A 22360-nucleotide genomic window follows, 5' to 3' on the forward strand; every position below is an offset into this window, starting at 1 on the left:
AAAAGAGAAGTGCACGCGGTGGTGCACTTCTCCCATGACTTACTCCGCCATATACCATTCCTGGATATAGTGAAGCGTATCTCCGAAGGCCAGTTCAGGTACGCCGTCGATATCCGAGCGCTTCACCTGTACTTCCTGCGGGTACCAGAGGAACATGTAAGGAAGTTCTTCAGCCATCAGCTTCTGGGCTTCTGTGTAGATTTCCTTCCGCTCCTCTACATCGCTCGTTTCCGCACCAGCGTCCAAAAGCTTGTCCATTTCTTCATTTCGATAAGCCGGGATGTTGTTCCCCTGCTCAGCAAAATCGGAGTGCATGTACGCCTTCAAATCCGGATCCGGCGGATAGCGCCACCAGTTCAAGGTCATCGCATAATCCCTTTGGATGACGACTTTGTCAATCATCGTATTCCAGTCCATCGTGTTCAACTGTACATCCAGCCCGATATCAATCAAGTACTGCTGAACAAGCTGGGCGATCGCTTCTAAATCCCCTTGAATACCGATATCAAAGATGATTTCGAAGTTTTCTCCATCCTTATCGACAAATCCATCACCGTTCGTATCCTCCCACCCTGCTTCAGCAAGGAGTTTTTTCGCTTCTTCCGGATCGAAGGGATACTGCTTCACATCATCGGTGTAATACTCCGACAACGCCGGCGTAATTCCTGCATCTGCAATCGTTCCATAGCCTTGAAGGACGGTATCGATGATGTTCTGACGGTCAAGCGCATGTTCCATCGCCTGGCGTACCTTCACATCCTGGAACCTTTCTTCCTGCTGGTTGACGATCAGCCAGAAGAAACGGTTCGTATCGCGCCCGTTCACATCCACACCGTCCGCACTTTCAATCCGATCGACAGCAGAGGTGTCATCCAAAGCGAAAATGGAAAGTTCTCCGCTCAACAGCTGCGCCACATGGGTGTTGGCATCAGGAAGGATTTTGTATTCCACTTCGTCCAGATTCGCGGCATCTCCGAAGTACTCCTCATTCCGCTCCAGCACGACGCTCTGGCCGGAAGTGTAGGATTTAAGCTTGAAAGGTCCTGTTCCTACAGGGTTCTCCTTGTTAAAGCTTGTTAGATCCCATGGGTCTTCTCCTTGAAAAATGTGTTCAGGAATAATCTCTGTGTTAAAGCTCAGGTAAGCCGGAAGCGCGGCAACCGGACTCGATAAGTTGAACATAACGGTGTAGTCACCATCTGCTTCCACACTTTCCACCTGTCCGAAATAGGAGGCACTGTTCGCTCCAAGCTCTTCATTCAACGTAATATCATTGAACGTAAACACGACGTCTTCTGATGTGAACGGTTCGCCGTCGTGCCATGTGACATCATCACGGAGCTGGAAGGTCCAGGTCAGGCCATCCTCGGACGTTTCCCACGATTCAGCCAGATCCGGTGCAGGCACCAGGTCTTTCCCAGGTTTCGTCAACCCGTCGAATATGACACGGTTAATGACATTGGACTCTGCATAGGCACTCGGGTGCCACGGATTAAAGGTTGGATCGGCGACAATCGGAATCGATACCTTTCCGCCGGAAACGGCCTCTTCAGAAGACGCCGTCGCTTCTCCCTCTGCCTCCTCTTCCCCTCCGTAGGAACAGGCTGCCAGGAACAACGCCATTAGTGCAGCTGATAAAAAGACCCACCATTTTTTATTCATCGTCATCGTCCCTCTCTTATTATTTCGCCCACGTTTCTTTCAGCACACGCATAATGTTTCCGCCGGTGACTTTACGGATGTGTTCCCGGCTGTATCCTTTAGCGACAAGCCAGCGGACAATGTTCGGAAAACATTCCGCCGGATTTTCCAGCCCTTTGACATAATCGACACGCTCCATCGAGGATTTCTGTGCACTTTTGATGGATAATTGACCGGCCAGTGTATCATGAAGGCCGACATGGTCACCGAATAAGGTGTCCGGCCCAAAGGCTACATGCTCGATCCCTACCAGGTTCGCCGTATATTCGAAGTGTTCCATGAACGAATCGATATTATGGTGCGGATGATTTTCCGATATGGTGGAATGCGGAGCTGCCTCAATTCCTATCACCCCGCCTTTTTCAGCACAGGCTCGGATGACACTGTCCGGCTTCATACGCTTCGTATCCCATACACCACGAGCACCGGCATGGTTGATGGTGACCGGTTTTGTACTCGTTTCAATCGTGTCAAGCGCCGTTTGGTCACCAGCGTGAGAAACATCCACAGTGATGCCGAGCTTGTTCATCCGTTCGACCGCCTGTTTTCCAAAAACGGAAAGACCGGCATCCTTCGGTTCACGAAGGCCCGAGCCCAGCATATTCGATTCAGAGTAGCACACGCCCATCGTGCGGATGCCGAATCCATACAGCACATCAAGCCGGTCCAGCTCATTTTCAATCATGGATGCCGATTCCAAGGCTCCGACAAAAGCGATTTTCCCTTCTCTTTTCGCCCTGGACAAATCCTCGATACGCTCGGCTTTGATCACCATATCCTGATGAGCGATGTCGCTGAAGCGGATGCCCAGGTCGTGAATGACATCCGACCATTTCCACCCTGCGAGTGAGGTGATCATCGCTGTTCCGTCCATGAAGTTCTCAAAGATGACATCAAGTCCGGAATGGCTCAGCGCTTCAAACGCTGTAAAGTCCCTGCCCTGCCGGCGGAATTCGTAAAACTGGTTAAGATCTTCCGGTGCGATGAATGTGTGTTCATGCATGGAGATCATCAAGTCCTCTTCCAGGATCGTCTGGACCTCGTTTTCCTGCTCATTCGTCACAGGATAGGAAAAGCTCGGGACACGGTCCACCTCTTTTGCGAGAGTGTAAGATTTATAATCGACGCCCGCTTCCAGGTATTGAAAAGACTTATAGCCGTCATAGACTTTTTGGTTGCCTTTTTGAATGAGTTCAGCCAAAGGATATTCCCCTTCCTTTTATTTACTGTTTATGCCATAATAAGGTTGTTAGTTTTGTTGTCAGATGGTTTCTGACGTTGAGCGACAGCTTCTTTTAACGTCTGCCCTTTTTCCAAAGGGTAATGGCAGGCTGTGAAATGGCCGTTTCGCGTTTCCTGCCATGCTGGAACTTCCTGACTGCATCGTTCTGTTGCAAGTGGACACCTCGTCCGGAAATTGCACCCTGAAGGTGGAGATGCTGGTGAAGGCACTTCCCCTTTAAGAACGATGCGTTCTTTTCTTGCTTCGGGATCGGCTTCTGGTACAGTCGACAAGAGTGCTGCTGTATACGGATGCGCAGGATCATTGAAGATCGAATCCGTATCGGACAGTTCAACGAGTTTTCCTAAGTACATCACACCCACCCGGTCGGAAATATGACGCACAACGTTCAGTCCGTGCGCAATGAACAACAGTGTCAATCCCATTTCACGCTTCAGCTGGATCAACAGATTGATGACCTGGGACTGGACCGACACATCCAAAGCGGACACCGGTTCATCCGCAACGATGAATTCCGGCTCAAGCGCAAGCGCCCTCGCTATACCCACCCGCTGCCTCTGTCCTCCGGAAAATTCATGGGGGTAGCTGTGATAACGGCTCGCATCCAATCCTACAAGCTCCAACAATTCCTTAACCTTTCTTTCTTTTTCCGCGCCTTTGGCAAGACCGTGAATCTCATACATCTCCCCGATAATCTGCCCGATTGTGAAACGCGGGTTCAAAGAGCCGAATGGATCCTGATAAATGATCTGCATGTCCTTGCGGAGTCTGCGCATGTCTTTCTTCGAATATTCAAGAATATTACTCTGACCATAAAGCACCTGACCGTCCGTCGGATCCTGCAGTCTTAAAATGTTCCGGCCGAGTGTCGATTTCCCGCAGCCGGATTCTCCGACAAGTCCGAGAGTCTCTCCTTTATAAATATCAAAAGAAACATCATCCACCGCCTTCAGCGTCTGCTTCCGTTTCCCTAAGGCCCCACCTCCTTTAATCTCAAAGTATTTCTTCAAATGCTGAATTTCCAACAGCTTTTCTTTATGATTTTGATTCAACGGGATCCTCCTTTCTATGAAAAAGGTCAAGCTGCGAGGCAGTGAACTCTTCCACATGCCAGCACGCGACGTCACGCCGGCCCATTTTTTGAAGCGGGGGTTCTTCCTGATGGCACTTTTCTGTGGCAAAGCTGCAGCGCGGCGCAAACCGGCAGCCTTCAGGCATCTGGTTCACGCCTGGAATCGTTCCTTCAATGGTCGGAAGAAGCTCCCCTCTGGCACCGCTCATTTTCGGAATCGATTCAAGCAGCCCTTTTGTATAAGGATGATGCGGGAGGTCAAACAAATCGCTGGTCTCTGCAATCTCCATCACCTTCCCGGCATACATGATGATGATCCTGTGGGAAAGCTCTGCCGCTACCCCGATATCGTGGGTAATGAGCATGATGGACATGTCTTCTTCATCCCTCAACTTTCGGAGCAGCTCGAGGATCTGCGCTTCGATTGTGACATCAAGCGCTGTTGTCGGTTCATCTGCAATGAGAAGCTTCGGTTTGGAAGCGAGCGCAATGGCAATCATGACCCGCTGCCTCATCCCTCCCGACAATTCGTGGGGATACTGCTTCAATCTTGTTTTCGGTTCAGAAAGCCCGACAAGGGTCAGCAAATCCTCCGCCTTGTCCATCGCTTCCTTTTTCTTCAGCGGCTCATGGTAACGGATCGCTTCAACAATCTGCTGCCCGATGGTGAAGACAGGGTTCAAAGCGGTCAGCGGCTCCTGGAAAATCATTGAAATCTCTGCTCCTCTGATTTTCCTCATTTCCTCATTCGTCTTGGTTGTCAGTTCTTCTCCCATATACTCAATCGATCCGCTTACGATTTCCCCATTTTCAAACTCGACCAGTCTCATCACAGACATCGATGTGACACTTTTACCACTGCCGGATTCCCCGACGATGCAGACGGTTTCTCCTTTTTCAATATCAAAACTCACCCCGTCGACCGCCCGGACAAACCCTTCCTTTCCCTGGTATCCCGTCACGAGGCCTTCCACCTTCAACATGTGTGATCCCCTCCTTTAATGAAGACTTTCAAGAAGATAGTTCCTTCTGGTCGGAAAACAAACTTTGCTCAAAACAGAATCAAGCTCTCCTCTGTGACGAATGAGATCAGGTAAAATCTGTTCCGCTACTTCTTCTGTGAGACGGTAGCTGGGGCCGGCTATCGATAACGATCCGAGGACCATGTGTCCGTAATCAAACAAGGGAATAGAAACCGCAGCTACATCACTGATCGTTTCACCGGAGGAATACGCCCACCGTTTTCTTTCGATGTCCTCAAGTTTTTCCAGCATATCGGTTTCTGATGGGATGAGGCCGGGGTGTTGGACAGCCCCTTCATGAACAATTCTTCGTTGTACTTCTTTAGGCAGGTGACAAAGGATGACTTTATGGGAAGCCCCGATATAAAGTGGGGAACGACGGCCGACTGAGCCCGCGAAACGGACAAGGCGGCTGCTTTCTACAATCTTGGAGAAGACTCCTTCCTCGTTATCCAGAAGTGTCATAACGACACTTTCCCCGGTTTCGGAAGCAATCTTATGCATGATGGGATGGATGATCTCAGAGATTTGAAAATGTTGTTCGACGATGTTGCTGAGCTCAAGGAATTTAATGCCGAGCTCATATTTCTGCGTATCCACGCTGCGGTACACATACCCCCGTTCTTCGAGGGTGGTCAGCATCCGGTGGACAATGGTATGACTCATATCAAGCGCCCGGGACAATTCCCGTAGTCCCCACTTCGGATGTTCCAGCGTGAACATATCAAGGACCTGCAGCGCCTTATCGACGGTTTTTGAACTCACTCGGCTTCACCGCTTTCTAAGTGGTTCTATAATCGAACCAATATTCTGAATTTTATGATTACTAATGATACTAGCACAAAATGACCATTTTGCAACTACTTTTTCCGACTTTTTTCGGGAACCGAAATAAAAAGAAGCCTTGGGCTCAGGCGGCTCAAGACTTCTTTTATAAAGATTCTGGTAAAATTCGGTGTAGACCCTACTAAAAAAAAGAGCTGTCCTCCTGGAAGAGAGAACAGCTCTTTTATAAGCCATGACCAATTAAGACGGGAATCCAAGAATCGCTTTTTTCTCAAGATATTCTTCAATTCCATAATCGCCCCACTCACGACCAATACCAGATTGCTTATAGCCGCCAAATGGTGCATTGAAATCATGAGAGGCATCATTGACCTTGATGCGCCCGGCACGGATGGATGTGGCAACTTTTTTAAGGGTTTCCGGATCTTTACCATAGACGTACCCTGCTAAACCATAGACAACATCATTCCCGATTTCAATCGCATGATCGATGGTGTCATACGTAATGATACTCATCACAGGTCCAAAGATCTCCTCTTGTGCTATGACCATATCATTCGTTACATCCGTGAAAATGGTTGGTTTAGCGTAATACCCTTTATCCAGTCCTTCTGGAAGTCCTGTACCACCGGCAATTAAGTTTGCACCTTCTTCCATCCCTTTTTCAATATAGGATTGAACGGTATCCCACTGCTTCTTGGATACAAGGGGTCCGACATAATTTCCTTCACGAGGATGGCCTACCGGGAATTCAGGAAGCACATCTAAGACGGCTTGTTCAAATTCTTCCTTCTTGGAAGCTGGAACAATCATCCGGGTCGCAGCAGAACAAACCTGCCCGGTATTCGTGGCGATATTGCTTACTGCATTTCGGGCCGCATCTTTCATATCCGCATCTTCCAGAACAATCAATGGAGATTTACCTCCGAGCTCAAGAGCGACGTTTTTAATCGTTTCAGAAGCATTCTGCATGATTTTCGTTCCAACGCCCCCGGAACCCGTGAAGGATACAAAGTCAATATCAGGGTGTGAACTGATGCCGTCACCAATCGTTTCGCCTGTACCATTAACCAAGTTGAACGCTCCTTTAGGTACGCCCACCTCATCAAAGATTTCTGCTAACATGATGGCAGCGAACGGCGTCATTTCAGAAGGTTTCAATACAACAGGGCTGCCGGCTGCAAATGCGCTGGCAATTTTTGTTGAAGCTTGGTTTGTCGGGAAGTTCCATGGGGTGATTAAGCCGCTGACCCCGACAGATTCCTTGACTACCGTATGGTTGCCGCGGTGCTCCATGAATTCAATAGTTTTAAGAGATTCAGCCGCTTGAGCAAAATGATTGTAGCCCATGCTGTAGTGAATCTTCTCCGAAATTTCAAGAGGTGCACCCAGCTCTTCCGTCATCACATCGATGAATTCATCTTTGCGTCGTGCATAGGCTTCGGCTATGTTCTCAAGCATTTCAATACGCTCTTCTTTAGAAGTTTGAGAGAAACTCGGGAAAGCATCGCGGGCGGCTTGAACAGCTTTATCCAGGTCTTCCTTCGTTCCCAGACTAATTTGACCCATCGGTTCTTCCGTGGCAGGGTTTATGACGTCCTCGGTGTCATTTCCCGTGGATTCAACCCATTCACCGTTAATGTAATGCTTCAAAATCGTACGCATATTCAAATTCTCCTTTATAAAAAGTTGTGTAGTTTGCTTTGTTTAGTCATGTATTACCGCTAACGCTCTACACAAAACATCTCGAAGCTAAGAGGGGTTATTGAACATGCCTCTGACTGCGCTTCCATTACTGATATAGCAGGAATAGGAATTTGATATAAGAATTACGAAAAGAAAACAGCGGCCTCCTTTACAGACACGGAAGCCGTTTATGAACAGGTCAATGGAATTGACCCCTTCTTGCCTCGACAAACGCCCACTGCTAACATGAATAGAGAAAAGGAGGTTATATCCATGACTGGCAATCACAAAGGATTCAGATACTTGGCCATTCTATGTATCCTACTGTCTCTGCTCGTCCAGAATCTCAGCCTGTTGGATGTCGTTTCCTTCCACGAGAATGTATTATTCCTGTTCAACTGGATGCTGCCGGCATCCGCTCTCGCATTATCCATCGTCTCGTTCTCAAAGTCGCAGAATAAGAAAGATCTGCTTATCACGGGTTTTGCTGTACTGGCCTTTTTCTACAGTATCATCTTTATCGTCTTCGCCTGGATGATGATGGATACTCCTTAACCGCCGTTCCATACATAGACGAATTCGCCGTCTTCCTCTTCCATCCTCTGAAACCCTGATTTCTCCAGCAGGTTGATCGATGGAAGGTTTTCTTTTTCCACACCGGCCTTGATCACGTAATCCCCTTTGGATCGGATCCAGTGAGTCAGGGCTTGGACAACCTCATACGCATAGCCCTGCCGCTTATACGAAGGATCAATCGTATAGCCCACCCAGAAATCATCCTCCTTCTTCAGCAGAAATACATCACCGAGGAGCACTTGGTCTTTTTTTCTTATCACAGCCAGCTGAGAACCATCTTCCACTCTCTGCGGATTCAGCAGGGTCGTTTCATAGACCTGACGGGTGAATCCTTTGAACCCCTGGTATTTCATCCAGTCCAGATCATTCCGGTAGCTCATGAACGCCTCGATGTCCACGGAAGTAAAAGGTCTTACATAACAGCGCGGAGTTTCTAAAACAGCGTTCCTTTCCTCACTCACACCGAGTTCCCCCTCTACCATTCAGCGGCTTATGGTAACTATACATCCGTTTCTTTTCATAGATCCTCTCTCTGTATATAAGAAAACCAAGAGAAGTCCAGAACGTTACGGCAGGGAGATTGTCCGCATGAACAGCCATTTCAATCACGTCCGCCTGCCGCTTTTTCATAAGTTCCTCATAAACCCTGTACACCTTTCCCCAAAACCCTGACCATGATAGGTGCTGTCAATCAGCAGCAGACTCAGCCATGGATTTCCGGAGTTCGGCGACTGCATGCCGTATTCAATGATTCCGATGAAACTTTCACCATGACCAACCAAATATCTCTCATTCCCGAGTTCATCCGCTTCTCTCCACTGCGCTCTTATGTCATCTGCTGCTAGAAATTCCTTGTCATAAGCGATTTTATTGTAGGCAGGACTTGAGTTGTGAACCCTACACTCTTTTTGGATATGAGCCTCCTGCACTTTTGTAAAGCTGAACATGTTCCTAACTCCTTCAGTTCCATATGACATTTCCAATAAGGGCAAAAAGCATCATCAAGGCAATACCTCCGAACAAAACATACCCAATCCATTTAATCGGGCCGGGCAGTCCGCCCTCACTCGGTTTTGGATACCCTTCGATTTTCTTTTGATGATCGATGGCATCATTAAAAGATGAATCATCGTTGGAATGGTTGGACATAGACTCACCTCCATATATAGGATCAAGAACCGTCATGATCGCTGATATCGTCAAAAAGATCTCCCGTAATAAGGTCGTCATCATAGGAATCAAAAGTATTGTAGTATTTGGCGTCCGGATGTCCTAATACAGCGTTTTTCCTTCTTTCATAGGTGCGGATGAGGTGAAGGACCGAATAACCGATGCCACCAGCCAGGGCTGTGTATACTAGAAAATCTGCCCTATAAAAAAGATATGTACAAACGGCAGCTATAGCGGAGAGGAGCAGCACAACCTCGAAAACTTTGATAGTCATCACCTCCTTTTGGTTACACATACTTCCCTTCGATACGAAACTTTTTGATTCTATCCTTTTCATGCAAAGGAAAGAACAGCCATGACATGGACAACGGAAATCGTCAAAATGCCGAGGATGTTCGCTAACACGAAGAATGCCTTCCAACGCTGAGCTTTCAGGCCGGTCAACAAGCCGATGACAGGAAGCAGCATCGTCATGATAAAAATCAGACGGTATTCCTCGATGAAAGACCCGGCGGGAGCTTCAGGATTGATGATCATCAGGATGAAGGCAGTCACGATACAGAGTAAAGATACAGACGCACGCATCATTGATCCACTCTCCTTTTATATTTCTATACCCTGATGTCCACTTTTTACCAACATGATCTTTCCGGTTCCTCTTTGACTCTCACGGCAAAGTACCGCATGCCTCTCGGAATCCCCTTGATATCCAATCTGTTTTCAAGAACCAGCTGAATCAATCGGTATTCTATAAAAGCATCACTGACTCCCTGCCTCGAATGCCCGATCACTTCTCCTATGATCCTGGCTGCTGGGATGAAATCAACACATCCGGCATCTTCATGAAGGCTTCTTACGCTTTGAAGAATGAAGGAATCAAAGTAGTCGACCGCTTTTGAAAAGACTCCTTCATTCCATATTCTCAGCTCCACGTTTTCCAAGGATAACCGCAGCCAGTCTTTCTCCAAACGATTCCTCGCTTCAAAAGGAATGGGCTCATTTGAAGCGTGATGAATCATCTCCCCGAACTGGTCAGGGGAGATTTCACCTGTATGGATGGGATATCCTTTGGAACGTTTCATATGGCTTTCACTTACGTTGATTGTCCTCACACGACCGTTCCATGCTTTCAGCAGCTGCAGAACGAAACGCAGCCCAAGCTGCTCATGGGCATTACTTCCAATCCAGATGGTCGTCTGGATATGATCAGGAATGTTCCGGATGCCTTCCATGGCCTGTTTGTTTTCCTGAACATAAGTGAAGATCTCTTCGTCATCCAGGTGAATGCGGTCATAGAGCCAGTCCAGGCGTTCCTGCAGCCCTTCTGGCTGATCAAGATTCCGGACCGGCCCGATAGAAAACATCAAAGGGAGGTTGATGACCATGTCATTGTCTCTTTTAAGATTTTCAAGCGTATTTTTGAGCGCCCCATATGCGGAGTGGCCAAACACGATATGGACCTCTTTCACGTCTGTCTGATCGCCGTATAAAGGATTCATTCGCTGTTTATACGTCTGATCCACACTGTTTTTTACGGATTTTATCCGTTCTACATATTCATCTGCCGATAAATGTCCGCTACCCGCATATTCCAGCATCAACCATGATTGTAAAACGATTGAACGAACTTCTTCTCCGCTCAAGGACTCCACTTTCTTTTTCATTAAAGGATCCATTTTCCCACTCTTCCTTATCGGTTTAATGTTAGTAACTACAGGTATCACACCCTGAAACAAACTTGCTGAACGCGCATGGAAAGCCGTACGGAATGAAAAACTTTTTCCTCATCAGAACGACGCTGGAAAGGGACCAATCCCTTGAACAATGTAAATCAGGAGCTGCCCGCTTGATAAGAAGCCGCTTCTCTTTTTATTAGTGAAATCAACTCAGCTTCATTCATGTCAGAATGGAAGGGATCATACACGAGTAGATCGATGCTGGACAGCTGTTTCCACCCTAGATCCCCCTCTCACCTATTTATTCATGCTCACCACGTGGAAGAAGACCGTTCGTGACTTTATGTATAGTCTTATTCATTAGAGAAACACATATTGATAGCGCCGCAATCACGATCAGAATAAATACGATAGTACTTAAAATCTCATACGGCATCTTTCCTGCTATCCAATTTCCTCCGTAATAAATCATTATAAATCCGATAAAAACGCTGACCACAAAAGCCGCACCTACACCGATCATTTGGTAGACCGTCAGCTGCGCTAAGCGTTTTTTGTTTTTTAAGACCTTTGCGATGATAACTGCGATAAGAGATATAAACGTAAGGACCGCTTCCATTTCCTGCACCTCCAAGCTGAACAAATTCTTAAGCATCCGCCTCTATCAATTTATAGTGTCTTAACTACTTTTCGAACGAATGATAAGCTTGATTTTCAAAATTCTTTGTATCATCAATGGAAAAAATGAGGATGCCATAATGGTCAACAGAAACCCCAAGTCCTTTATTCATTACCTGAGAATATAAGTTCCCAGGTCCGGAATCATCAACATAAACATCCCAGAGAGGTTCCCAGATTCTTTTGTATGCGACAACCTCCAAGTCATACCCTTCATAATATCCAATGTGAAAATGCAAGTCCGGATTGTACATCAGCTTTTCTCCTTGAATGACTCCCTAACGTCCATAAGGATCCTCCTTTATCAATGCTTAGATTATTCACCCAAAACCTCGTATCGTGCTGCTGAAATAGAAAAGTACCTTCCTACATGACCCAGGCACCCAGCAGAATGAATCCACTTCCTATAGTCATGACAACACTCTTTGCCAGAGGATAAGGAAGCTTGTTCAGGAGTTTCATCAGACTTTCCCACTCCATATATCCGCTTGATCCAAGTCGCGTATCATCCACATAATCTTTCTGTTCTTTCATCTTGAATATGGACGCATACAAGATAAAGAAACCCTTTCTTTGCCGGCTGTTGGTGCTTCAAACGCCTCCGCTCAGTGTCCCGATGATGTTAAAAGCAATCGGGAACAAGAAGAGACCAATGTTAAAAATCATTCCTGCCCGTGCCAGGTTGTCATGGTTCATTTTATAGCCGATCAAACCAAGGGCTGCTCCTATTGGACAGATGACAAATGGAAGGACGAGAGGCAGTCCCTGTATGTTCAAAGGAACGATACCGAACAAAAAGTTTACAATCAAAGTCGTTAAAACGGTTGGGATCAGAATAGATACCACACTAATCAGCTTTTTCACTATAAAACGTCCTCCTCTCTCCTCTGCGAGTTTTCATGAAGTGCGGTTGAGAAATCACCCTCCATCCTATACGGTCAAGAATGAAATTGGTTTCAAATAAAACCATTTAATGGATAAAAGCACAACAAAAGGAGCAGCTGCTTGCATGCAAACAGCTGCTCCTTGATAAGTGATCATAGTATCGTGAACGAACCTTGTAATCTCGTGAATGCTCTCATTATTGATTGGATTTAGAGAAACTTTGGTAATTCTTATTTCCCCCGGAAAGGTTATAAACTTCCTCAAATCCCATGTTGATCAGCACGTTCTGGGCAGCATTTCCCGTTACACCCTTATTGCAGTAAGTCACTGTCGGGATGCTCGGGTCCAGCTGTTTCGCTTCCGCGCGCAATTCAGCCAATGGAATGTTGACCGCTCCTTCTACATTGGATACTTCGTACTGCTTCGGCGATCGTGTATCAATGACTTGAATCTTCTCCCCGTTCTGGATTCGATTCGTCAGTTCCTGAGGCGTGATGATCCGGTTCTTTTTGTCCATCGCATTCTGAAGAGCCATACCTGTATACATAACCGGATCTTTAGTGGTACTGAATGGTGGCGCATAGGCTAAGTCCAAGTGGAATAGATCTTCGGCACTCGCTTTTAAGGAAATCGCCGTCACAAACACATCGATGCGCTTATCGACGCCGTCTTCCCCGACAATCTGTACACCTAGAATCCGGTTTGTTTTACGATCGGCGACCGCTTTGATCACCATTTCCTTCCCACCAAGGTATTCGGCTCTTGCCGGTTTAATGTTGTGAAGAACTTCAATGTCATAGCCTTCTTTGACCGCATCTTTTTCACTTAAGCCGGTATAGCCGACAGCTAAGTCAAACACTCTTAAAATTCCTGTCCCTAAAATACCGCGGTGGGCCAGATCTCCGCCGGTGATGACATCTCCAGCGATCCTGCCCATCTTATTCGCTGTCGACCCGAGCGGACGATAAAGCGGGTTTCCAGTTACGATGGAATAACTTTCCGCAACGTCCCCAACGGCATAAACATCCGGGAGATTCGTCTGCATCTTTTCATTGACCTGGACGGCCCCGGTTACGCCTAAATCTACACCGATCTGTTCCGCCAGCTTCGTATTCGGACGTACACCTGTCGCTAAAATGACCATATCCGCATCGATGACGCTTCCCTTGGTTGTTTCTACGGAAGTCTCTGTAATGGCTGCCACTTCTTCATGGAGGAGTAGGTTGACCCCGTTTGCTCTCAAATGCTCTTCCACCCGGAAGGCCATATCCTTATCCAAGTGCGGCATAATTTGGTTGCTGCGCTGGACAATCGTTACATCCAGTCCTCTATGCTTCAACTGCTCAGCCATCTCTAGTCCGATGAAGCCCGCACCGATAATCGTCACTTTTTCCGGGTGGTTCGCTTCCATATAAGAATGGATGGATGCTGTGTTCTGGATATTTCGGACATGGAACACATGCTCCATCTCCACTCCGTCCACCTGCGGCGTCGTTGGAGCCGCCCCGGTAGCAAAGACCAGTGTATCGTAATGATCTTCGATGATTTCATTGTTGTTCAGATTCTTCACTGTGACCACTTTTTGATCCGGGTTAATCTCTACAACTTCATGACGGGTGTGAATGTCCACGTTGTAGCGCTTTTTGAACCATCCGGAACTCCTAGGAGTGAGTGTTTCAAGTTCGTCCACTTCGCCTCCTAAAAAGTAAGGAATCCCGCAGATGGAATAGGAGATATCGTAATCGGCATTGTATAATGTAATGTCTGCGTTCTCATCGTTTCTTCGTGCCTTTGCAGCGACAGATGTACCTGCTGCAACGGATCCAATAATAATGATCTTCATTTGGGTGCAACCCTCCAGGTTTCTCTTGATGTTTTTCTTAGCAGCACTGATCCATGCCGAGCAGGACAAACTGTGCTCCTTCTGGTGTATCTTCCTGATCTAACGTTAAGCTATCCACTGTATCTTTGACATCCTGATCAATGGAAACCTTCAGGCCGTCCATATCTTTAACAAGGTCGTTTTCTTCTGGTGCATCCAGAGAAATACCGAGTTGTGGACCACAGCATCCGTCCCCCATGGAATAAAAACGGACCCCTTCTGCTCCATTTTCTTCAATCATGCCCTGTAGTGTACTTTTTGCATTTTCTGTAATTTTCATGTTCATCACCTCTTCATTAGGATTGAATGTAAGCTTTCCATTGTTCATAGGCCGCATGTTTTCCGGCTCCCCATGGAATCAGCGCACTTCGTGTGGATAATTCTTCCTGTACCTTTCTGATCCATTGTTTTTCCGTTGCTGCGCGGGCCTCTAAAACAGGGTCCTTCGTTCCAGCTGCATAGAAGCTTCGGTTGATGACCCACCATTTCGGAGTAATTTCCGCCCGCTTCAAGTCTTCCTGCAGACGCCCTGCTTCAAATACAGGAGTCGCTTCCGGCAGAGTTACGACGACTACACCTGTCTCTTCCGGGTTCCGCAGTCTTGGCAGTAATTTCGTTACGCTCTCAGGAATGTCACCTGTGGAGCGGCTCATTTCCTTGTGATAGGCCTCAGAAGAGTCGAGTAAAAGCAGGGTGTGACCGGTAGGAGCCGTATCAATGACTACGATTTCCTCCTCGGAATCTACAACATCGGCAAAGGCTCGGAAAACGGCGATTTCTTCGGTGCAGGGCGAATCCAAGTCTTCTTTCAGATAGGCGAGCTCCTCTTCATTCAGCTCACCAGCCTTCGTTATGACTTCTTCCTTGTATTTTTCCACTTCGACTTCCGGATCGATGCTGCTGATGGTGAGGTTACTATGGACCCGGCTGTCCTTGAACATATCCGCTACGTGAGAAGCCGGGTCTGTCGTCGTTAAGTGGACGCGGTGACCTTTTTCAGTCAACCCAACGGCGATCGCAGCCGCAGTGGATGTTTTTCCGACGCCGCCTTTACCCATTGTGAAAATGACACGCGTGTTTTTCGCTGAGAAGTCATCCACGACCTCTTTTAATGATGGGAGCGGTGACAGATCCATGCCTTCGTCCGCGCTCTCCACCTCAGCATACGGAGACTCACTCACAATCTGACGCATGTGCTGAATATCCGTTAAGGAATAAGGAACATAAGGTAAAGCATACGTATCGATATTCTGCAGGGCTTGAGGGATCTCCTTCAGGGCTTCCTGCTGCTCACTGTAGAACGCAGAAGCTACTTCATCCCCGGCATCATACGACTGGAATACACCATTGATCACCAGCATTTGATGTTCAATCCCGATTTTGCCAAGCTCGACGGCTGCCCGCTCAGCTTCAAAAATCGTGGATTCCTCCGGCCTTGCTACCATGACCAATGTCGTCTTCTCTCTATCCGAAAGGGAATCCATGGCTTTTTGGTACATATTCTTTTTGTCGCCGAGTCCGGACAATGGCCCCAGACAGGACGCTCCGTGTGTGGATTCTTCCAAATATCCGGACCATGCTGTTGGAAGGGTCAAAAGCCTTAACGTGTGCCCCGTAGGTGCTGTATCAAACAAGACATGATCAAAGTCTTTGAATATCTCATCATCTGCGAGCAGATGGGAAAATTCATCAAAGGCTGCTATTTCAACGGTACACGCTCCGGAAAGCTGCTCTTCCATCTGGTTGACGACCGATTCAGGCAGCTTGTCCCGATACGGGCCCACCGTCTTTTCCCGGTAGGCTCTTGCTGCTTCTTCCGGATCAATGTTACTGGCGTACAGATTGTTCACACTTGGAATCGCCACAGGTTCACGGTTCAGTTCCATATTAAAGATATCCTGGAGATTGGAAGCTGGATCCGTACTCACCAACAGAACTTTCTTCCCCTGATCCGCCAGGCTTATCGCTGTGGCACAGGCGACGGATGTTTTTCCAACTCCGCCTTTTCCAGTGAAAAACAGGTACGGCGTTTGAACATGTGTACGTGGATGGTAGGATGTCTGCATAACTACGGCTCCTTTATTTGTCCATATTGATAGAAACACGGACTTTCGGTTTCTGCGTCAATTCTTCTCCTTTGATTTCAAGCCATTCACTGAACTCTTCATTCGTCGGGTATTCGCCTGCTTTGACAACCTGACCGTCCAGAAGAGTAACAGGAAGAGCATCTGCTCCTTTTTCCTGCAGTACTTCGTTCACTGCTCCATTCTCAGCAAAAGCTTCTGGTTCATTGCCCAGGTTGAATCTTGTAATGTTCACACCTTTTTGCTCCAATGAATAAACGGCTGAAGCCACTCGTGTCAGGTTCGGGTCGACACTCGGTCCGCAGACGCCTGTGGAACAGCACATGGCCGGGTCGAATATTTCTACCTTTTTCATATGTAAATCCTCCTTAGGGATGTTCGTAAATGTTAAACCACGCATGCTGCCGGTGGCTCTTTTAGATCTTACCTCTTCCGTTCGTTATCACCATTTAAAGATTACAGCATCATTATATAATTAAATACTTATATATCTCAAGGGATAATTTATTGATTTTCGTAGGTGTACGACAGCATTCCTTGTTATGAATATGTCTAGTAGGGTCTTGGACTTAGTAAATAACCTTCTTTTTCTTTATTTCCTCTTATAAAAAAGGGCCCTGGTCAATACCGGGGCCCTGAAGTGAATTATATCATCTTGTAACAGTAAAGACTTCTATCCCTACATAAGAAATGGTATGATCAAACCGGCTAAAAGGAGGATGATCGCCCCGCCCAAACGGGAGGAGATCTGCGCAAAAGGCATAAGTTCCATTCTCTTGGAAGAAGAAAGTACAGCTACATCTCCGGTGCCTCCCATGTTTGCCATGCAAAGCCCGGCCGTAATGGCAGATTCAATAGGATAGAATCCTACCAGCTTCCCTAATAGCCCCGCACCGATGACAGCACCTAATACAACACCTAGAACGGTAACAATGTATTGTAGCGTTAAGGCTTCAAGTACAGTACCTAAATCCGTATAGGCAATCCCGATTCCAAATAACAGGGCCAGTGTCCAATTTTTAGCTACAAATTTATACCACTGGTTCGCTCCATCCAATATCTTTTCAGGAATAACTCCTGCAACCTTAGCTGCAGCTACTATAATTATCATGATGGCATAAGCATGAATGGGAATAAAGCCATCAAGCAAGGACCCTACTGAAAAGAACAATACAGCAGTCATCAGACCAATCCCCATCTTTTGGATATCAAACGATGGTTTTTCTTCCTTGTACTCAAACCCTTTTAATAACTGGCCATTTCCGGACAAACCGGGGATTTTTTTACCGATCATGTTGAGGATACTGGCTAATATAATCGCAAATACGTTACCTAAAGCCAGAGCCGGCACAAGCATGGATATATAATAACTTGGGTCATTGCCCATTAGCTCACTATAAATCTGACTCATAGGAACGGCCCCCGCCCCCATTCCGCCACCCATAATGGGAAGAGTAATAACAAGAACCGCATCTCGTAAGGAGAAACCTACCAGTGCGCCCAAAACCCCCGCTACCGCTACTGCACCAGCTACTGCACCAAAGATCGGCAAAAAGTAGCGGAGACCTACTTTGATGAGGATCTTTTTATTCATTCCTAAAATGCTGCCAGTTATTAATGCCGCGATATAGAAATTTAAGAAGCCTCCATCTTTCATAAAATCATTGATCATGGTGGTCGTACCATCCGGGATAAGTCCTGCATAAACCATGTAAGCAGCACCAAAAATGGCCAGGATAGCTCCACCTCCTAAGTAGGTTTTTAGAACCGGCGTGTGATCCCCAATCCATCCAAAAAGTTCACCGAACACCATCATGACAAGAAGACTGCCGATCATTCCTCCGGGCAGATTTTCTGTATACATAGCAACAAGGGTAAGGACGGTAATGACTGAAAACCACAATATCGGCAGTCCAAAGATGGTAATTCCTTTCTTTTCACTGCTCAAAACCGTGACATTATCAGATTTTGATACATTGATTTGAGCTCTTTCAGCAGAACTGGACATGGGACCTCTCCTTTTTTAGTATAATGACTTTCTTTAAACGACTTGAGTGATACCCTCATCAACCGTTTCCTCTACAGCTTTTGCTACATTCTGTACAACCACTTCATTGAGCGCGCTTGGGATGACATATTCCTCACAACGTTCTTCATCCGGAACAGCTCCGGCTATTCCCTCAGCTGCAGCTACTTTCATATCAGGAGTAATATTTCTGACCTTTTTGTTTAGTGCTCCTTTAAAAATACCGGGAAAAGCCAGAAGGTTATTAATTTGATTGGGGTAATCCGACCTTCCTGTACCTACAATGGCAGCGCCTGCCTTTAAGGCTTCTTCCGGATAAATTTCCGGTTCCGGGTTTGCTAAAGCAAAAATGATCGAATCACGACTCATCCGCTTCACTTGAGTTTCATTTAAGACACCGGCTGCGGAAACGCCAATAAAAACATCAGCTCTTTCAATAACATCTTCCAAGCCGCCACTTACACTGCTTAGGTTCGTTTTATCCGCTATGGCCCTTTGTCTTGTATTCATCCAAGAGGCTTCTTTCTCTACAACACCTTCCTTACTAACCAGAGTGACATCTTTACAGCCTGCATATAAAAGGAGTTCAGCACATGCGATCCCAGCCGCACCGGCTCCACTAATTACAACTTTCACCGATTCTTTACACTTGTTTACGATTTTTAATGAATTAATTAAAGCTGCCAACACTACAATCGCCGTCCCGTGCTGATCATCATGGAATACGGGGATATCCAAATCTTCTTTTAACCGTTCTTCAATTTCAAAGCACCTAGGTGCAGATATATCTTCAAGATTTACACCTGAGAACGTAGGTGCCAGACCTTTGATGATCGAGATAATTTCTTCGGTGTTCTTCGTATCCAGACATAATGGAAATGCATCGATACCTGCAAATCTTTTGAATAGAATGCTCTTCCCTTCCATAACCGGTAGAGCGGCTTTCGGTCCGAGATCTCCAAGTCCTAATACAGCTGTTCCGTCCGTTACAACAGCCACCATATTCCCTTTGGATGTCAGTAGATCCGCCTCGTCCGGATTTTCCGCAATAGCCCTACAGATGTCCGCCACCCCCGGTGTATACGCCAGACTTAAATCCAGAGACGTATTCACGGGTACTTTACTGGCTACCTCTATTTTTCCTCTGAACGCTCGATGTAAATTAATCGTTTCTGTGCTGAGATCTTCTCTGCCCACTTTATAAGCCACCTCTCTAGTAATCGCCTTCATCTATGGGTTTAACCTTAAATGTAAACGCTTTATTTATATACCATTTGAAAATAAAAAACGTATTGTAATTAAAAAAAGCAGCCGATAAAGGCTGCTTTTTCACTGGTAGAACTTCATATTGACGTTCTGTTTATTCTTCAATCGGTATTGATAAACCGGCCGTCCGACCCCGTAGATCAGATTCTCCTCAAGAAACTCAATTTCCTTGAGAAACTTTAAATATTTCCGCACTGATACACGGGAGATATTGGCCAAGTCCGCAATTTGTTCTGTAGAAAAGTTTTCCCTTTCCTGTGTTTGAATAATCTCTATAATGTGATTCAGGGTCGTTTCTGTCATGCCTTTCGGAATTTGGGTCCGATGTTGTCTTGGCTCAGGCGCTTTTCTTATGAAAAGGTGGTCCAATTCACTTTGACCTACCTTCTTGTTCTTTTGGAATATCCCTTGATTTTCTTTATATCTTTCTAATGCTGCCTTCAGTCGGTTAAATTCAAAGGGCTTAATTAAATAATCAATGGCCCCAAGTCGCAGAGACTGCTGAATGTGTTCTTTTTCTGACGCAGCGGTAATCAGAATCACATCCGCCTGAACATCTGCTTTTCGCAGCTCTTTAAGGTACTCTATTCCATTTCTGCCCGGCATATATACATCAAGAAGAATCAGGTTCACCTTATTTTTCTCCATGCAGAGGAAAGCCTCTTCTACATCGGCAGCCACGGCAGCAACATGAAACCCTTCAACCTGTTCTATATATGTTTTGTTTAGGTTGGCAACCATCGGATCATCTTCTACAATTAAAACTTGAATCATAACGTATCAGCCTCCGCTTCATAAGGAATGATAACGGTAAACACCGTTCCCTCATTTACTTTCGAATTCACCTCTAAGGATCCTCCTAGTGCATCTACACTCGTCTGTACCAAGTGTAGACCGTAACCTCTGTCTTTCCCCTTGGCTGATATTCCTTTTAGAAAAATATCGTTGAGGTGTTCTGATGGAATCCCCATCCCTGTATCCCTGACTTCGACTTCAAGCAATTCGTCTACATAAGAAAAGACCAGAGAAATATGCTTTTTTTCCCTGCCTTTCATACTCTCAACAGCATTATCAATCAAATTTCCAATGACGGTAATGATCTTGTGGGTGACCTGTTTTTCGTTGGATGACGGAATTTCAGTCTTACACTTTACGAATAAATGTACATTCTGTTCCCGGGCAAAACTAAGTTTACCAATCAAAAACCCAGCGAGTACTGGATCTTTAATCTTACTCGTTATTATATCCGCTTCATAAACCTGGTGATCAACAATCTGTTTAATGAACGTCTTCATCTCCTGCAGGGATTCCAACTCAATCATCCCGAGCAGGACATGAAGCTTATTCTTAAATTCGTGGGACTGGGCACGAAGCGAATCTGCATATAAACGAACCCCTGTCAGCTGCTCAGCCAGTTGATTAACTTCCGTTTTATCACGAAATGTAGATATAGCACCGACCACCTCATCATTCACAATGAGCGGCATCCGATTTACGATAATAGACGAACCATTAATCAGCTGCTCCTCATCCAGTTCAGCCTTTCCAGTCTTGAGCACTCTTCCAAGCATGGAGTGAGGGATATACTCTGATACAGGTCTCCCCACTGGATCTTCTTCATTGATCCCCGCCCTGGAAAAAATGCTTTGGGCCGATTTATTAACAAGTGTAATCCGCTCATCTGCATCGACCGCAATAATTCCTTCCCTTACGGACTGCAGCATACGATTCCGCTCCTCATGGATACGTGCAATTGCTACCGGCTCTAAACCAAACAAACTTTTCTTAATATACTTAGCCAGAAGAAACGCGCCAATTATCCCCACGAGCACCCCTATTAACGAACCAATCAGAACGTTCCTGTGACTTCTATGAAGGGAAGCTTCGACGGCATCCAAAGAGATTCCAACCGCTACAGCACCTATTTGCTGATTATTCTTCGACATTACAGGGACAAAGGCACGTACAGATGGACCTAGTGTCCCTTCAGAATTTGATATGTATTCTTTCCCATTCAGCACCCTCTCCTCATCTCCGCCGACGAACCTCTTTCCGATTAAATCCGGATTAGGATGAGATTGACGGATGCCCTCCATATCCATGACCACCACAAACAAAACATCAGATGCGTGCTGAATACTCATGGCATACTCCTGAATGGATAAACTTCCGGAAGGGTTCTGCAACTCATTTTGAACGACCTGCGACTCTGCTACCGAACGAGATACGATTAATGCTTTCTCTTCCAGTTGATCACGAATATCATCACTCGTGCTTGATGTGATGAGAAGATCTGTAATCAATAAAGAAAGAAAGACGACTAAAAGCACAAAAACAATAATCATGGTGCTTAGCCTGAAGCGGTATGTTTTCATATTTTCCTCCTCATCAAGGATCGTTAATCATGTTTATATACGATTTAATCAATCATTATTAAAGACATAGAGGTTACTGCCCATTGGATGAATCCAGTTAAAATAAATAAAACCACTATAAAGGAGCTTCCCTAGAACACAACTGCCTGTATACGTGATTTCCATCCATATTCACGTATGTCATAAATCCCAATACAATTATAACAAATCATACCATCACGCCCGCCTTTGA

Annotated in this window: 25 protein-coding genes; 1 reads left to right on the plus strand and 24 read right to left on the minus strand. The window is 46.1% G+C overall.

Annotation, left to right across the window (positions count from 1 at the left end; all coding sequences use genetic code 11):
- Positions 1-39: 39 nt before the first annotated feature.
- From ACXADP_RS13485 to ACXADP_RS13510, 6 genes are all read right to left on the minus strand, one after another.
- Positions 40-1668, minus strand: a complete 1629-nt coding sequence (locus tag ACXADP_RS13485) for an ABC transporter substrate-binding protein (protein ID WP_474971680.1) — start codon at positions 1666-1668, stop codon at positions 40-42.
- Between the two features lie 13 nt (positions 1669-1681).
- Positions 1682-2902, minus strand: a complete 1221-nt coding sequence (locus tag ACXADP_RS13490) for a dipeptidase (RefSeq protein WP_474971681.1) — start codon at positions 2900-2902, stop codon at positions 1682-1684.
- A 29-nt stretch (positions 2903-2931) separates the two neighbouring features.
- The gene (locus tag ACXADP_RS13495) at positions 2932-3996 is read right to left on the minus strand and encodes an ABC transporter ATP-binding protein (RefSeq protein ID WP_474971682.1); all 1065 of its coding nucleotides are present in this window, start codon (positions 3994-3996) and stop codon (positions 2932-2934) included.
- Positions 3980-4999, minus strand: a complete 1020-nt coding sequence (locus ACXADP_RS13500) for an ABC transporter ATP-binding protein (RefSeq protein WP_474968132.1) — start codon at positions 4997-4999, stop codon at positions 3980-3982. Before ACXADP_RS13500 ends, ACXADP_RS13495 begins: the two co-directional genes overlap by 17 nt.
- 15 nt (positions 5000-5014) lie before the next feature.
- Entirely contained in the window at positions 5015-5803 is a 789-nt protein-coding gene (locus ACXADP_RS13505; RefSeq protein WP_474968131.1) for an IclR family transcriptional regulator, read from the minus strand.
- Between the two features lie 261 nt (positions 5804-6064).
- Positions 6065-7489 carry an aldehyde dehydrogenase family protein gene (locus tag ACXADP_RS13510; protein ID WP_474968130.1) on the minus strand — a complete coding sequence of 475 codons (1425 nt, stop codon included), beginning with the start codon at positions 7487-7489 and terminating at the stop codon, positions 6065-6067.
- 294 nt (positions 7490-7783) lie between these two features.
- Between ACXADP_RS13510 and ACXADP_RS13515 the strand changes: the two genes are divergently transcribed.
- Positions 7784-8065, plus strand: coding sequence for a hypothetical protein (locus ACXADP_RS13515; RefSeq protein WP_474968129.1), 282 nt, complete (start codon positions 7784-7786; stop codon positions 8063-8065).
- Here ACXADP_RS13515 and ACXADP_RS13520 read toward each other — a convergent pair.
- The 18 genes from ACXADP_RS13520 to dcuS all read right to left on the minus strand — a co-directional run bounded on the left by ACXADP_RS13520 (position 8062) and on the right by dcuS (position 22128).
- A complete protein-coding gene (locus tag ACXADP_RS13520; protein ID WP_474971683.1) occupies positions 8062-8547 on the minus strand; it encodes a GNAT family N-acetyltransferase in 486 nt (161 codons plus the stop codon). The two genes, ACXADP_RS13515 and ACXADP_RS13520, sit on opposite strands and share 4 nt — an antisense overlap.
- Before the next feature lie 165 nt (positions 8548-8712).
- On the minus strand, positions 8713-9033 hold the full coding sequence (locus ACXADP_RS13525; protein WP_474971684.1) for a hypothetical protein: 321 nt from the start codon (positions 9031-9033) through the stop codon (positions 8713-8715).
- Between the two features lie 13 nt (positions 9034-9046).
- Positions 9047-9235, minus strand: a complete 189-nt coding sequence (locus tag ACXADP_RS13530; protein ID WP_474971685.1) for a hypothetical protein — start codon at positions 9233-9235, stop codon at positions 9047-9049.
- Positions 9236-9257: 22 nt separating this feature from the next.
- Positions 9258-9530, minus strand: a complete 273-nt coding sequence (locus ACXADP_RS13535) for a hypothetical protein (protein ID WP_474971686.1) — start codon at positions 9528-9530, stop codon at positions 9258-9260.
- Between the two features lie 59 nt (positions 9531-9589).
- Positions 9590-9844 (minus strand): hypothetical protein, encoded by a 255-nt coding sequence (locus ACXADP_RS13540; RefSeq protein ID WP_474971687.1) that lies wholly within the window; start codon positions 9842-9844, stop codon positions 9590-9592.
- A 44-nt stretch (positions 9845-9888) separates the two neighbouring features.
- Positions 9889-10932: a DUF1835 domain-containing protein gene (locus ACXADP_RS13545; protein WP_474971688.1), complete on the minus strand. Its 1044-nt coding sequence runs from the start codon at positions 10930-10932 to the stop codon at positions 9889-9891.
- Between the two features lie 301 nt (positions 10933-11233).
- Positions 11234-11551, minus strand: coding sequence for a hypothetical protein (locus tag ACXADP_RS13550; RefSeq protein WP_474971689.1), 318 nt, complete (start codon positions 11549-11551; stop codon positions 11234-11236).
- Between the two features lie 64 nt (positions 11552-11615).
- The gene (locus tag ACXADP_RS13555) at positions 11616-11864 is read right to left on the minus strand and encodes a DUF3986 family protein (protein ID WP_474971690.1); all 249 of its coding nucleotides are present in this window, start codon (positions 11862-11864) and stop codon (positions 11616-11618) included.
- Positions 11865-11976: 112 nt separating this feature from the next.
- Positions 11977-12165: a hypothetical protein gene (locus tag ACXADP_RS13560; RefSeq protein ID WP_474971691.1), complete on the minus strand. Its 189-nt coding sequence runs from the start codon at positions 12163-12165 to the stop codon at positions 11977-11979.
- Positions 12166-12201: 36 nt separating this feature from the next.
- Positions 12202-12474: a hypothetical protein gene (locus ACXADP_RS13565; protein ID WP_474971692.1), complete on the minus strand. Its 273-nt coding sequence runs from the start codon at positions 12472-12474 to the stop codon at positions 12202-12204.
- A gap of 217 nt (positions 12475-12691) precedes the next feature.
- Positions 12692-14338, minus strand: coding sequence for an FAD-dependent oxidoreductase (locus ACXADP_RS13570; RefSeq protein ID WP_474971693.1), 1647 nt, complete (start codon positions 14336-14338; stop codon positions 12692-12694).
- A gap of 37 nt (positions 14339-14375) precedes the next feature.
- Entirely contained in the window at positions 14376-14657 is a 282-nt protein-coding gene (locus ACXADP_RS13575) for an adhesin (RefSeq protein ID WP_474968117.1), read from the minus strand.
- Positions 14658-14673: 16 nt separating this feature from the next.
- Complete coding sequence (gene arsA / locus ACXADP_RS13580; RefSeq protein WP_474971694.1) at positions 14674-16443, minus strand: arsenical pump-driving ATPase; 1770 nt, start codon at positions 16441-16443, stop codon at positions 14674-14676.
- Positions 16444-16456: 13 nt separating this feature from the next.
- A complete protein-coding gene (arsD, locus tag ACXADP_RS13585) occupies positions 16457-16816 on the minus strand; it encodes an arsenite efflux transporter metallochaperone ArsD (RefSeq protein WP_474971695.1) in 360 nt (119 codons plus the stop codon).
- Between the two features lie 324 nt (positions 16817-17140).
- The gene (locus ACXADP_RS13590) at positions 17141-18469 is read right to left on the minus strand and encodes a 2-hydroxycarboxylate transporter family protein (RefSeq protein WP_474971696.1); all 1329 of its coding nucleotides are present in this window, start codon (positions 18467-18469) and stop codon (positions 17141-17143) included.
- Between the two features lie 33 nt (positions 18470-18502).
- Positions 18503-19684, minus strand: coding sequence for an NAD(P)-dependent malic enzyme (locus tag ACXADP_RS13595; RefSeq protein ID WP_474971697.1), 1182 nt, complete (start codon positions 19682-19684; stop codon positions 18503-18505).
- 132 nt (positions 19685-19816) lie between these two features.
- Complete coding sequence (locus ACXADP_RS13600) at positions 19817-20527, minus strand: response regulator (protein ID WP_474971698.1); 711 nt, start codon at positions 20525-20527, stop codon at positions 19817-19819.
- The gene (gene dcuS / locus ACXADP_RS13605) at positions 20524-22128 is read right to left on the minus strand and encodes a DcuS/MalK family sensor histidine kinase (RefSeq protein ID WP_474971699.1); all 1605 of its coding nucleotides are present in this window, start codon (positions 22126-22128) and stop codon (positions 20524-20526) included. The genes ACXADP_RS13600 and dcuS overlap by 4 nt, the downstream gene beginning before the upstream one ends.
- Positions 22129-22360: the final 232 nt, after the last annotated feature.

It is taken from the genome of Halobacillus sp. AWH4_228 (assembly GCF_056158365.1).